Consider the following 14,102-nt stretch of genomic DNA (forward strand, 5'->3'; position numbering starts at 1 on the left):
CTTACAGATAAGTCGTTGATCTACTAAACTAGCCCAACGACGCTTTCTAAGAGAGTAAACTAGTCGCACTGTAAGAACAATCTTCGTCATGAAGAGAGGTTGGAATAAACATGAAAGTCGGTTCAGTAGTGATGGAAAAAGTAGAAGACAACATGCCTCCTGTCACTGTGTATTTAGTCGAGGCGTTTTCCTACCTTGAAAAGGGTGGAAATACGGCGGGGGTGATGTTGAACGCAGACAATTTGTCTAGAGAGGATCGTCTCAGCATAGCGAAACAAGTCGGCGTCTCGGAAACGGCGTTTGTTTCTCAAAGTGAAAAAGCGAATTTTGCGGTGGCGTTTTTTACGCCAACGGAAGAAGTGGATTTTTGTGGGCACGCTACCGTGGCGACTTTTTGGCTGTTAAAACATCTAGGTATTGTCTCTGAGGGACGTTATATGCAAGAGACAAAGGCGGGTGTGTTAGCTGTTGAAGTAGACTCCACAGGGTTGGTTACCATGGAGCAGACTCGACCAACTTGGATGAACGTCTATTCTGCTGATGTTATCGCGCCGCTGTTCGGTTTGTCAGAGAGGGCGCTTTCTTCGCTAGCTTTACCGATTCAGGCCTTATCGACTGGATTACCGGACATTATCGTGCCCGTACCAACAGGTGAATTAGACAAGGTGGTTATGGATGAAAAAGCGGTAGTGGACTTTTCTCGACAGGAAAAAGTGATCGGCTTTCACCTTTTTGAATTAAATCCAGAAGAAGATGGGGTGACGGCTTATTGCCGTAACTTTGCGCCTGCGGTTGGGATAACCGAAGAGTCTGCCACAGGCAGTGCGACAGGAGCGTTAGCCTGCTACTTGTATAAGCAGTTAGGTTGGACACGTATGAGCTTTGAGCAAGGACGAGCAATTGGGAAAACATCGCGCCTCTGGGCTGAATTAAGTCTTAGTGAAGGTGACATCGCGCAAGTACATGTGTCTGGTATGGCTTATCTGAAAGGCGAGTATACAGTCAATATTGGCTAAAGGTTTTTTAAATAAAAAAATCGGGCCTTAGCCCGATTTTAGAGAGCGATAACCTTAGAACCAGTAAGCTATTTATTGGCTTCGAGTACTTTCGCCACTGCCCGTTCAAGACGTGCCAAACCTTCTTTGATGTCTTCTTCGGGAATAATCAAAGAAGGGGCAAAACGGATCACGTTAGGGCCTGCTACCAGTACAAATAAACCTTCTTCTGCTGCAGCGGTTAAAAAGGCTTTAGCGTTCCCCGCAAATTGCTCGACAACTTCCGCTCCCATTAACAAGCCCATACCACGAATGTCTTTGAAGACATGGTACTTTTCATTGATGGCGTTAAGGCCTTCAACAAATAAGTCGTGGCGTTTTTTAACCCCTTCAAGCACCTCTGGGGTGGTGATAATATCAATGACTGCTTCGGCAATGGCGCAAGCCATTGGGTTGCCGCCATAGGTACTACCATGGGTACCAAAGACAAAACTTTGTGCGACATGGTCTTTTGCAATCATTGCTGCAACAGGGAAGCCGTTACCTAACGCTTTTGCAGAGGTTAGGATGTCTGGCGTGACACCAAGCTGCTCGTAAGCGAAGAAAGTGCCTGAACGACCTACACCAGATTGTACTTCATCGTATACTAGTAGCGCTTTATGTTGATCACACAACTCGCGTACTTGTTTGGCAAAGGTTTTGTCGGCAGGAATGATCCCTCCTTCCCCTTGAATAGGCTCCATGACAACGGCACAGGTCTTGTCGGAAATCAGCGATTTGAGTTCTTCAATATCGTTGAAATGACAGTGAGTGATGCCCTTTGGTGTTGGTTCAAAGCCTTCTTTGTACTTAGGTTGACCACCGACAGAGACGGTAAACAAGGTACGTCCATGGAAAGATTGGTAGAAAGATATAATTTCGTTCTTTTCTGGACCAAAATGATCAAACGCGTAACGACGAGCCAATTTAAACGCTGCTTCGTTGGCTTCTGCCCCAGAGTTGCAGAAGAATACTCGATCAGCAAAGGTTTTCTCGGTTAGCTTTTTCGCTAATCGCAATGCTGGCTCATTAGTCATGATATTGGCTAAATGCCAAAGTTGCCCTGCTTGTTCGCGCATGACGTTGACCAATGTTGGGTGAGAATGACCCAATGCAGTAACGGCAATACCGCCTGCAAAATCGATATATTCTTTGCCTTCTTGATCCCATACGCGAGAGCCTTCGCCGCGCACTGGAATAATCGCAGAAGGGGCGTAGTTAGGAAACATTACTTCGTCAAATGTTGCTCTCGTTACTTGTTCTGTCACTTTTATATACCTCGTTAAGATGGGCGACTGTGAGGCCAGTCGCCCTTTGGTTTATATCAGATTTCTCAGCTCACGAATAGCAACAGTGATCATTGCAAGCGTTAAATCCGACTCGGATTTGATTTCTCCGAAGGTCGTTCTGTAATGCTGAATGTTATCGCTGTTCTGTTCGCGCCAATGGGCCAATCTTTCTTCCTGTTCCTTGATATCAGGGCTGGATTGAATGACTTCTTGAGTGAGGGTTCTTAAGCTATTATCAACTTCATCCCCTAGGCCTGCTTTTGCACGACGTTGCCACATGTCGCTTGCGACCAGCTCGCTAACACTATGACGTAACCAATGTAGTTCGAGGTCCATTTCTAGGGCGAAGTAGGTTTGCGCTACATCCAATACTTCCTTATCAGTGTTAGCGGCAACACGAATAATGTCCAATCCATAGAACAGGTAGTGCAACGAGGATATTTGATGGGCAATGTCCTCAGGAATCTCTTGTTCTACTAGTTCCAATGTGATGTCCGTTAGGTGTTGTTGGCTAGGCTCGGTCAAAATGGCTTGCATATTGGCACGAATGATTTCCACACCCGGCTTGTAAGTGTCTTTCAGTTTTTGAATAGACAAGCTTTCTCGAGTATTGCGCAGTAACCATAGCGTTGCGTGTTCAAGCAAATTTTGAATACGAATCAATAGTTTATTTAAGAGGCTATTGTCAACTTTGAAATCAAGGTTGTTGATGGCATTCCAAAGTGCTGGAATGCCAAAAATATCCTCTGCAGCCATGTAGGCACGTACTAAATTCAAGGCTGATGCACTGGTTTCTTCTTGCACGTAAGTGCTGAAGGTTGGGCCCATGCGGTTGCCTATATTATTGGTAACATGACCTGCAATGATCTCTTGTAGCAAAGGGTGAGATGCCATTTGACTGTCAAAGCGTTTGCCCAATTGAGGAGGGAAGTATTGGTGGATTTGCGTGAGCAAGTCTGGGTCTTCGCCAATACCATCCTCAACTAATTGCTCAGATAGCTTAATCTTAGAATAGGCCAGCAACACTGAAATTTCAGGGCGAGTTAGGCCTTGTCCTTTGTTCATGCGTTTCTTAATTTGCGCATCGCTTGGTAAAAATTCGATTTCACGATTTAGGCGACCTTCGCGAACTAAGGATTGAATTAGACGCCAATGGTCAGCTAAGCGTTCCGTTGCTTGCGAGTTAGCAAGCGATAGTACATGGCTTTGCCCTAAGTTATGGCGCAATACCAAACGGCCCACTTCATCGGTCATTTCGGCCAATAAGGTGTTACGTTGCTTCTCCGTCATGTCGCCGTTTTCAACCACGCGGTTTAGCAAAATCTTAATGTTTACTTCATGGTCTGAGCTGTCGACACCAGCAGAGTTGTCAATGGCGTCTGTGCTGATTAAGCCACCATTCTGAGCAAACTCAATACGACCACGCTGTGTTAGTCCTAGGTTACCGCCTTCGCCAACAATCTTACAACGAAGCTCTCTGCCATCGACACGGAGGGCGTTGTTTCCGCTATCGCCAACATCCGCATGCGTTTCACTCTCCGCTTTTACATAGGTACCGATGCCGCCGTTCCACAACAAATCGACAGGGGCTTTGAGAATAGCGTTGATCAAATCCGTAGGGGCCATGGACTTCATGTTGCCTTCGATTCCTAAGGCTTTACGAATGTCTGCATTGATCGGAATGGATTTTGCCGAACGATTGAAAATGCCGCCGCCTTTAGAAATCAACTCTTTATTATAGTCTTCCCAAGAGGACCGTGGCAGTTTGAACATGCGTTCACGTTCCGCGAACGAGGTTTCTGGGTCCGGCGTTGGGTCAATGAAAATATGCATGTGGTTGAAGGCTGCTATTAACTTGGTGTGTTTGGACAGTAGCATACCGTTACCAAATACATCCCCTGCCATATCACCAATGCCGACAGCCGTAAAGTCGGTGGTCTGGCAATCGATGCCAATTTCTTTGAATTGACGTTTGACGGATTCCCATGCACCACGGGCGGTAATCCCCATTTTCTTATGGTCGTATCCGTTAGAACCACCAGAAGCAAAGGCATCACCTAACCAGAAACCGTATTTTGCTGAAATGCTGTTTGCCAAATCGGAGAAGGTTGCGGTGCCTTTATCAGCGGCAACAACTAGGTATGGATCATCTTCGTCATAACGTTCAACGCAGGCGGGTGGGACTAATTCGTTTTGAACCAAATTGTCAGTGATATCGAGTAAACCACTGATAAAGGTGGTGTAGCAACGGACGACTTCGGCCTGAATATCCTCACGAGAGGCATTTTTCTTCAATTGTTTGGCGACGAAGCCACCTTTTGCGCCCGTCGGAACGATTACGGCGTTTTTCACCATTTGTGCTTTGACCAAACCAAGCACTTCGGTGCGGAAGTCTTCCATCCGGTCAGACCAGCGTAACCCCCCACGAGCGACTTTGCCGCCGCGCATATGGACCCCTTCGACCCAAGGTGCATAAACGAAGATTTCGAATTTAGGGCGCGGTAGTGGCACCGCTGGAATCATGGATGGATCCAGCTTAAATGACACATAGTCTTTGATGTTGCCGTTTTCATCGGCTTGGTAGAAGTTGGTACGAATCATCGCCTGCACAACAGACAGGTAATGTTTCAAAATACGGTCTTCATCAAGGTTGGCCACTTGGTCTAAGGCCGCTTCAATCTTCTCCAGCAGTTTTTGAACTTTCTCATCACGCTTAGCGGTTTGGTTTGGATCAAAGCGCTGTTCGAATAATTGCACAAGTAAACGAGCAATGTTGGCGTTTTTTTCCAGCGTTTGTTGCATGTACTGCACAGAGAAGGGGACTTGTAATTGCATCAAGTACTTAGTTAAAGCACGTAACATGGTGACTTGACGCCATGATAGGGAAGCATCCAACACTAAGGCATTGAAGCGGTCGTTTTCAACGCGGCGGCTGAAGACTTGGCTAAAGGCTTCTTGGAAGGATTCACGTTGTGTGTTTTTCTCAAGGTTTACATCGGCATCAACACTGATGGCGAATTCGACAATCCAAGTGTTTTTGATGTTTTCTTCATGATTGTCCAGCTCATAAGGACGTGCTTCTAAAACGCGTAGCCCCATGCACTCTAAAATAGGGAGTACATCAGATAATACTAGTGTGGTGCCAGAGCCATAGACTTTAAAGAAATAGTGGTTTTTGCTTTGTCCTACTTGGCGGTATAGATGGGTACTAATATCGCCTTCGCCAGCCAATGAATTTAACCGTTCAATGTCTAATACGGCGGCATTGGGGGAGAAATCCTCGCGATAAGCAGCGGGTAGGTAAGGCGCGTATTGAGCATACAGTTTATTACCGCCTTCCTCTCCATTGCTGGTTTGTAATGCAGTGAGCAACTTATCATCCCACGAGCTCATCGCTTCTTGCATTTTACGTTGAATGTCGTCTACATCGACATTTGGGCTGTTTTTAGGGTCGGCAATTTGGATAGTGAAGTTTACACGGGCCAATACCATTTGCGAGAATTGGACATTGAACTCAGCACTGGTGCCGTTGCAAGCGGTCATCAAGATGTCTTGCATTTTGATGCGGATTTCAGTGTTGTAACGATCTCGCGGTACGTAGACTAAGGCGTTTAAGAAACGACCATAAATGTCTTTACGGATAAAGACTCGTAGTTGACGACGCTCTTGAATCGCAAGAATTCTTTCAATGGTACCGTAAAGCTCTTCCACGGGGGCGTGTAGCATTTCGTCACGTGGGTAGCTGTTGAGGATGTGTTTTAAATTTTTGCCTTTATGGCTGTTTGGATCCACATTGGCTTTTTCAATAATGTGCGCCAATTTTTTGCGAAGTAGTGGAACGTCTTGCATGCGCGCGATGTAAGCGGCAGAGGAGTACAAACCGAAGAAACGCCATTCGCCGATGACTTCTCCTTTTTTGTCAAAACGTTTAATGCCAAGGTAATCAAGGTGAACCGGGCGGTGTACCGTGGATATGGCGGTTGATTTGGTTAAGATCAGAATATTATCTGGGTCTATAGCTAACCCTGCGAGATCATCATTCAAGACGATGTCACGTTTCACTTTCTTATCGTTGGTGTCACGGAAAGTACCAAGACCGGAGCCATCGACTAATTTAAGGTGTGTTTCCTCTTTTTCTTTGACCAAGTCATAAGCGCGGAAGCCGATAAAAGTGAAGTGGTTGTTACCGACCCAGCGAAGAAAATCTAAATTTTCTTGATGATTATCTTTGTCTTTTAAATGTGAGATTTTTTCTGACTCAGCAATGGCTTCGTTGAGTCTCTTTTGCATGATCGACCAGTCTTCGACAGTTTTTTTCACGTCGGCTAAACTGTTGAGTAGCTCTTCTTTGATATCATCAAGCAGGTTAGTATCGGATAGACGGTCAATTTCAAAGCGCATCAGGGCTTCAGTGATGCCACCTTGAATGTTTTCGGCAACTTCCTCCAATTCCCCTTTTTTATTTCGTTTAACTTGGATAACAGGATGGGCCGTTAAGTGAATAGTGTGTCCAAGGCGAACCAATGCCATGTTAAAGGAAGACACTAAAAACGGCATGTCATCGGTTAAAATCTCGATAACGGTATGGGTGGATTGCCAGCTGTGCTCTTCGAAGTTAGGGTTATAAACTCGAACCTTAGGTTGGTGGCCGGTGCGCAGTTGTAAGAAGTCCCATAGGCAAATGATCGTGCCGTATAAATTCTCTATGGGCTCATTGATCATGTCTTCTTCTAAAGCATCCCGAAAGTACAGGCGCGTTAGATTGCTGATGTATTGGGCTTCACTCGCACTAAAGTTGTCTCTGATTTCAGCTTCAATGCGATCTATTATTTCGCTTTTTTTGTTGTCGATCATTAGAACTTTTCCTCATTTGGCGTTCTGATTCTGATAAAGCTAGCTGTAGTTGGCAAATAACGAAACTTTTAGTTTTTGATGCGAGTGTCTATTAATAAAAGTATACTCTATTAAAACTATATTAATTTCGTGATTGCGACATTTGTTTGCTGTGTCTGGTATCATTCACTAGAAAAAGTGAGTTTTTAGCAAATCATCATGTCGACATTCATTTTAAACGAAATAATGCTCTAATTTATCTACTTATCGCAGGATAATAAATTGTACAAGAACGAATTCGCATCACGAGAAATCATGCAGGCGAGCAAAAAACCGCAAAAGTACGGTTTTTTGCTGTTGCCTAACTATTCTATGCTGGGATTTTCTTCAGCCATTGAAACCTTGCATATGGCGAACTGGGTGACAGGAAAAGAGCTTTATGGCTTTTGTACGATTGGCCATGAGAAACAGTCAATTCCTTCTAACACGGGCATTAGCACGCTTACCGACTACTTAACCAGTGACTCGCCAAGGGATTTAGATGCGATTTTTGTGTGTGGTGCTTCCCCTGTGACACAAAACGAAAGTAAAAGTTTAGAAATTTGGCTAAAGAAACAAGCGAAGCAGGGTGTTAGTCTCGGGGGAATTTGTACGGGAAGTTACTTATTAGCCAAATCGGGGCTGTTAAGTGATTATCGTGCGACCATTCATTGGTGGGATATGGCGAATTTGCGCGATGAGTTTCCTAACATCATCGTGTCGAATCACCTGTTTGAGGTTGATAGAGATCGCTTTACCTGTAGTGGGGGCTCTGCCGCCATGGATATGATGCTGTTTTTGATCGGTAAGCAACATGGAATGACATTGGCCAGTAGTATTTCAGAACAGTTTGTTTGTGAGCGCATTCGTATGCATGACGACCCACAGAGAATCCCATTGCAGGCGAGAATTGGAACCGGACAACCCAAACTGGTGGAAGCGGTACAGTTGATGGAAGCGAATATTCGTGAGCCTCTTTCTTCGGATGATATTGCCTACCATGTTGGTGTCTCGAGACGCCATTTAGAACGGCTTTTTAAACAAAACCTCGACGTTGTGCCATCCCGTTACTATCTTGAGTTACGCCTTAAACACGCCAAGCAGCTTTTAATGAAAACAGACAAATCCATTATGGAGGTGGGATTCGAATGCGGTTTTACCACGGCGCCACATTTTAGTACCACTTATAAGGGCTTTTTTGGGCTCACTCCCAGAGATGAACGCAAAAATTTGCAGATTCAGGCTTATCCACCTGTTCAATCGGACAGGAATAAAAGACAACTGTGGCGAAAATAATTTAGAATACGCCCCCTTTGCATCATGGTGTTATGTTGGAGATCTTCGATCTTGCCTATATGGCTCTTCTATGGCGTAAAAAATTGGATGTTGACGCTGTGTGTGTTTTAACACCCAAAATAAAAGTTAAGCGGAAATTTAAAAAGGTAATAAACAATGTCGAAAGCCCCTGCGCTAGAGCTCATTGATATACATAAGACATTTACGGATGTAGAGGTGCTCAAAGGCATTAGTCTGAAAGCTTATGATGGGGATGTTATATCCATTCTTGGTTCCAGTGGCTCAGGTAAAAGTACCTTTTTGCGCTGTATTAATCTGCTTGAGAACCCAACTAAAGGCGAAATTATCTTTAATGGTGAGTCATTAAAGTTGGCATCAAGTGGTCGTGATTTAGCAGCGGCCGATATGAAGCAGTTGACAAAAATGCGTCAACAGATTGGTTTTGTTTTTCAGAGCTTCAATTTATGGCCCCATATGACAGTGCTGCAGAATGTTATGGAAGGGCCAGCTCATGTCTTAAAGCGCCCGAAACAGGAAGTGATGGACTATGCTGAACACTTACTAAATAAAGTTGGGATTGCGGATAAAAAACACATGTATCCGAATCAACTGTCAGGTGGTCAGCAACAGCGGGTGGCTATTGCTCGTACCCTGGCCATGGATCCACAGGTCATTTTGTTTGATGAGCCTACTTCAGCCCTTGACCCTGAGTTAGTTGGGGAAGTATTGGGTGTCATGCGAAAACTGGCTGAAGAGGGCCGAACCATGCTTATCGTCACCCATGAAATGAGCTTCGCCAAAGAAGTTTCTAGTGAAGTGGTGTTCCTGCATAAAGGTGTGGTCGAGGAAAAAGGCACACCAGATAAGGTGTTTAACTCGCCAGATTCTGAACGCTGTAGAGCGTTCTTATCCAGTACTTATTAGTTTATCTGTCTCTTTGGGATGACTCTCTTAGCAGATATGAAGTAAGTACTTGCTATTAATTATTTTTTCGTTGTGAAAGGACGGTTGTAGGCGCGCTATTCATTGTGCGTACTGCAATCATTGTGCGTTTTAAAAGGGGAATATTATGACATTTAAAAAAATCGTATTGGGTTCTGCGCTAGTGACTGGCGCCTTGCTGTCTTCTGTTATGGTTCAAGCGCAAGAAACCATTCGCTTTGCCACAGAAGGGGCATTCGCTCCGTTTAATTATATGGATAACACTGGCAAACCAGTTGGTTTTGATGTCGATATCGCTCATGCGCTATGTAATGACCTGAAAGCGAAATGTGTAATCGTGACTCAGGATTGGGACGGTTTGATTCCTGGCCTTAAAGTCCATAAGTACGATGCCATCATTGCTTCCATGTCGATTACACCAGAGCGTGAGAAAGTCGTGGCTTTCACGAATAAATATTACTCTGGTGGTGTGCGTTTTATGGGGTTAGTTGGTAAGAACTTTGATCTTAAGAATCTATCGGGCAAAACCATCGGTGCACAGCGAGCGACTGTAGCGGCTCAGTACCTCGAAGATCATTACGGTAAAACCGCTAATATTAAGCTATACGACAACCAAGATAATGTGTATCTAGACCTTGAGTCCGGTCGTTTAGACATCGTATTGTCTGATGAATTGCCTACTTACAACTGGCTGAAAACATCAGGAAAAGGCGGTAAGTTTGAATTTAAAGGTAAAGCCTTCTTGAAAACCGATCAGATCGGCATTGCGGTTCGCAAAGGTGATACCAAGTTGAAAGATCAGCTTAATAAAGCGATTAAAGACATTCGCGAAAACGGTACTTACCAGAAAATCAATGCTAAGTACTTCCCGTTCTCTATCTACTAAGCGTTAGCTAACTAGATAGCGATGATAAAAAACCTTTGGTGGTTTTCACCAAAGGTTTTTAATTTTCTAGCTTATTCTGAGATGTTTATATGATTGATCTTCATGGATTCGGTGATCAGCTTTTACAAGGTGCATTGATAACCGTGGAGCTGGCAATGGCTTCTTTGGCTGTAGGCCTTGTTTTGGGCTTGTTAGGGGCAGCGGCCAAGCTGTCATCCATTGCGCCATTACGTTGGCTTGCAACCATTTACACCACCATTGTCCGTGGTATTCCAGAGTTACTCACCGTATTGATTATTTACTTTGGGGCAACCATTGTTTTGATGGCTATCGCTAGCCAGTTTGGTTACGACGACTATATTGAAGTTGGCCCCTTTGCGGCGGGTGTGACCGCTTTAGGTTTAACCTTTGGGGCTTATGCCACTGAAGTCTTTCGTGGTGCTCTGCAGTCGATTCCCAAAGGTCAGCACGAAGCTGCGACGGCGCTAGGTATGGGTGCGTTTAGAAAGTTCCAGCGAATTATCTTGCCGCAAGTATGGCGCGTTGCGTTACCTGGGTTGGGTAATTTGTTTTTGGTTTTGTTAAAGGATACGGCACTGGTATCGATTGTTGGCTTGGATGACATCATGCGGAAGGCCAATATTGCCGTGAGCAGTACTAAGCAGCCTTTTTTGTTTTACGCCACAGCAGCGGTCATGTATCTGCTACTGACCATTATTTCAATGGTGGTTGTTACATGGTTAGAAAAACGCGCGAGTCGCGGCATGAGAAGAGGATAAACGATGGATTTTTCTGTGGTAGTCGAGTATTTCCCTCGTTTATTGGAAGGTGCTTGGGTCAGTGTGCAGTTGGTTGCATTGTCTGTTGTGTTGGGGGCGCTGGTCGCCTTACCGATCGCGCTGGCACGTATTTCTCAAAATTGGTGGATTAAAGGGTTCCCTTACGCTTATATCTTCTTTTTTCGCGGTACACCGCTGTTGGTACAGATTTTTTTGGTCTACTACGGTGCTTCACAATTCGATGTGGTTCGTGAGAGTATTTTATGGCCAATACTTCGTGAGCCTTACTGGTGTGCCATTATCGCTTTTACCTTGAATACATCGGCGTATACCGCTGAAATCTTTCGTGGCGCAATTCAAGCGATTCCTGAAGGAGAAGTGGAAGCGTGTAAAGTGGTTGGGATGACAAAGGCTCAGATGTATCGTCGTGTCCTATTGCCGCGTGCATTTGGGATCGTTTTGCCTGCTTATGGTAATGAAATTATCTTAATGCTCAAAGGCAGTGCCTTAGCGAGTACCATTACGATACTGGATTTAACGGGGATGGCGAGAACCATTATTGCTCGAACTTATACGCCGATTGAGATATTTCTCGCTGCGGGGGGGATTTATTTGGTTATCAGTATGGTGATTATTGCCATCTTCCGTCAGGTAGAGAAACGTCAAAACCGTTACCTTGGAACGGTGTCGATTAAGGTGCCAGATAAAGGTTAACATACAACGGGGAGGATGTTTTAAAATATAAAAAGAGGCTTTATATGGCCTCTTTTTTAACGTCAACAGTCTACAAACAACGCCTAAATAAGGCGCTGTTGCGAAAGGATGCTACCAGCAAAAGTTTGTATTAAATGGCATCTGCGCCGGTTTCGCCCGTGCGGATTCGAATGACTTGCTCAAGCTCAGACACAAATATTTTACCATCCCCAATCTTACCGGAGTTGGCGCTGTTTTTAATGGCTTCAATGGCTTTGTCTAACTCACCGTCATCAACGGCCAATTCCAATTTCACCTTTGGTAGAAAGTCGACGACGTATTCTGCGCCACGGTATAGTTCTGTATGACCTCTTTGGCGGCCAAACCCTTTTACTTCTGTCACCGTTATACCGCTAATGCCAATCTCAGACAGGGCCTCACGTACTTCATCTAACTTGAAGGGTTTAATAATCGCTGTAATTAACTTCATTTTTCTCTCCATACAAAACGGGTTCTATACGCTAAAAGTAACACTCTCTTGTAAAAGTCGCCACTTGCACGTGAATTATGCGCTATATTAATTTTGCGGAGTTGGAATCAGAGGGGAGAGGTATGCATGAATTAGAGGGCGTTATGGCGTTTGAGAGGGGGATAGATGGCTTTATCAAGCACATTCGCTCTGTTCTTTATGAGCGAGCGAATGTGCGATTGTCCCAGCACGCGACACCGCAAAATCTCGCTACGCTTTTTTTGCAGCAGGGTAAGTGTCCATTGCAGTTGCGTTTTGTTGTTCTAGCGGTAGACCATGATCAGTCTTTAGGGCGTTTATCTTGGCTGGATCAAAATGGTTGTGATCATGTCTGCTGTTATGTGAATGAGTCGTTTCACTGTGTTGTACGTAAACGTAATGGTAAATGGAGTGAGCAAAAGCATAAGGTTGATGATCTGTGCGCGCGTCGCTTATTGGATCTGCTTGCCGCCTGATTGGACAAGGGTAAGTGGGTGGATCGAGGGGAAATTGAGTGAAAAGCAATAAGATAAAATAGCCATCGTGTTGCTCAATAGGATGGCTATTTTTTTATAGGTGGCGTTAACTTGTTAGAATGCCTAAGTTAGTCCAAATTATTCAGAGCATCCAAATCTTCAGACAGCGGCTCGTGATATTTTCTGCCTAATTCGTGGACCGCATCAATCAGATACTTAGGATGATCTGGGTGAACAAATTGATGGATACCATGGCCAAGGTTAAAGACATGGCCTGTGCCGTGACCATAGCCAGATAATACCAATTCCACTTCCCGTTCAATGACATCTTTATCGGCGTATAAAACGCAAGGGTCAATATTGCCTTGCAGCGCCACTTTGTCGCCCACTCGTGCACGGGCTTCGGCGATATCGGTTGTCCAGTCCAAGCCTAACGCATCGGGTCCGGTTGCCGCCATGTTTTCTAACCATTGTCCGCCATTTTTAGTGAACATGATCACTGGAATACGTCTGCCTTCGTGTTCACGAATCAAGCCGTCTAAGATCTGTTTCATGTAAAGCAAAGAAAACTGTTGGTACATCGGGCCACTTAGCGCGCCGCCCCAAGTATCAAAAATTTGTACTGCTTGTGCACCCGCTTTGATCTGGCCATTCAAATAAGCGGTCACGGATTGGGCAAGTTTGTCCAGCAAGCCATGCAGTACCTCTGGGTTTTGGTACATCATGCCTTTGATATGGCGAAAATCTTTGCTGGAGCCTCCTTCTACCATATAGGTTGCCAGTGTCCATGGGCTCCCAGAAAAGCCAATCAGCGGCACATGGCCATTTAAAGCGTGACGAATGGTGGAGACGGCTTTCATGACGTAATCTAGGTCATCCGCTGAAGTAACGGGAAGCGCTTCCATGTCCGCTTGAGAGCGAATGGTATGCTTGAATTTTGGGCCTTCACCTGTTTCAAAATATAGCCCTAACCCCATGGCATCAGGAATGGTTAAAATGTCTGAAAACAAAATCGCGGCGTCTAGATCATAGCGCTCCAAAGGCTGTAATGTCACTTCACAGGCAAAAGCGTCATTTTTGCATAGACTTAAAAAGTCGCCTGCTGTGGCCCTGCTTGCACGGTATTCTGGGAGATAGCGGCCAGCTTGGCGCATCATCCAGACGGGGGTGGTATCGACCGGCTGTTTGAGTAGGGCGCGTAAAAAGCGATCATTTTTAAGCTCAGGAAACATTCAGACTCTCCACTGGAAATTGTAAGTTGTATCATTTTACCTAAGTTGATTTAGAAAAGCAGATTCAATAAACCTAATTTATGCCAAATAGTCGG

General features: G+C 44.9%; 11 protein-coding genes. 7 read left to right on the forward strand and 4 right to left on the reverse strand.

The window, feature by feature from the left end:
* Window positions 1-110: 110 nt before the first annotated feature.
* Entirely contained in the window at window positions 111-1,016 is a 906-nt protein-coding gene (locus JHD45_RS17485) for a PhzF family phenazine biosynthesis protein (protein WP_233407905.1), read from the forward strand.
* 68 nt (window positions 1,017-1,084) lie between these two features.
* Here the strand turns inward: JHD45_RS17485 and JHD45_RS17490 are convergent, their stop codons facing one another.
* The gene (locus JHD45_RS17490; RefSeq protein ID WP_199477788.1) at window positions 1,085-2,302 is read right to left on the reverse strand and encodes an aspartate aminotransferase family protein; all 1,218 of its coding nucleotides are present in this window, start codon (window positions 2,300-2,302) and stop codon (window positions 1,085-1,087) included.
* A gap of 51 nt (window positions 2,303-2,353) precedes the next feature.
* Window positions 2,354-7,177 carry an NAD-glutamate dehydrogenase gene (locus tag JHD45_RS17495; protein ID WP_199477789.1) on the reverse strand — a complete coding sequence of 1,608 codons (4,824 nt, stop codon included), beginning with the start codon at window positions 7,175-7,177 and terminating at the stop codon, window positions 2,354-2,356.
* Window positions 7,178-7,471: 294 nt separating this feature from the next.
* Here JHD45_RS17495 and JHD45_RS17500 point away from each other — a divergent pair, with 294 nt between their 5' ends.
* The 5 genes from JHD45_RS17500 to JHD45_RS17520 all read left to right on the forward strand — a co-directional run bounded on the left by JHD45_RS17500 (window position 7,472) and on the right by JHD45_RS17520 (window position 11,812).
* A complete protein-coding gene (locus JHD45_RS17500) occupies window positions 7,472-8,491 on the forward strand; it encodes a GlxA family transcriptional regulator (RefSeq protein WP_199477790.1) in 1,020 nt (339 codons plus the stop codon).
* A gap of 156 nt (window positions 8,492-8,647) precedes the next feature.
* Window positions 8,648-9,415, forward strand: coding sequence for an ABC transporter ATP-binding protein (locus tag JHD45_RS17505; RefSeq protein ID WP_199477791.1), 768 nt, complete (start codon window positions 8,648-8,650; stop codon window positions 9,413-9,415).
* Window positions 9,416-9,560: 145 nt separating this feature from the next.
* Window positions 9,561-10,319, forward strand: coding sequence for a transporter substrate-binding domain-containing protein (locus JHD45_RS17510; RefSeq protein WP_199477792.1), 759 nt, complete (start codon window positions 9,561-9,563; stop codon window positions 10,317-10,319).
* A gap of 89 nt (window positions 10,320-10,408) precedes the next feature.
* A complete protein-coding gene (locus JHD45_RS17515; protein ID WP_199477793.1) occupies window positions 10,409-11,098 on the forward strand; it encodes an ABC transporter permease in 690 nt (229 codons plus the stop codon).
* A 3-nt stretch (window positions 11,099-11,101) separates the two neighbouring features.
* Entirely contained in the window at window positions 11,102-11,812 is a 711-nt protein-coding gene (locus JHD45_RS17520; RefSeq protein ID WP_199477794.1) for an ABC transporter permease, read from the forward strand.
* A gap of 130 nt (window positions 11,813-11,942) precedes the next feature.
* On the opposite strand, the gene JHD45_RS17525 is transcribed toward JHD45_RS17520, so the two are convergent.
* Entirely contained in the window at window positions 11,943-12,281 is a 339-nt protein-coding gene (locus tag JHD45_RS17525) for a P-II family nitrogen regulator (protein ID WP_067016747.1), read from the reverse strand.
* 122 nt (window positions 12,282-12,403) lie between these two features.
* On the opposite strand from JHD45_RS17525, the gene JHD45_RS17530 reads away from it, so the two are divergent.
* Window positions 12,404-12,775, forward strand: coding sequence for a hypothetical protein (locus JHD45_RS17530; protein WP_199477795.1), 372 nt, complete (start codon window positions 12,404-12,406; stop codon window positions 12,773-12,775).
* Between the two features lie 128 nt (window positions 12,776-12,903).
* On the opposite strand, the gene hemE is transcribed toward JHD45_RS17530, so the two are convergent.
* Window positions 12,904-14,007: a uroporphyrinogen decarboxylase gene (hemE, locus tag JHD45_RS17535; protein ID WP_199477796.1), complete on the reverse strand. Its 1,104-nt coding sequence runs from the start codon at window positions 14,005-14,007 to the stop codon at window positions 12,904-12,906.
* Window positions 14,008-14,102: the final 95 nt, after the last annotated feature.

Origin of the sequence: Marinomonas spartinae, assembly GCF_016461715.1 — a bacterium.
Lineage (GTDB): Bacteria > Pseudomonadota > Gammaproteobacteria > Pseudomonadales > Marinomonadaceae > Marinomonas > Marinomonas spartinae_A.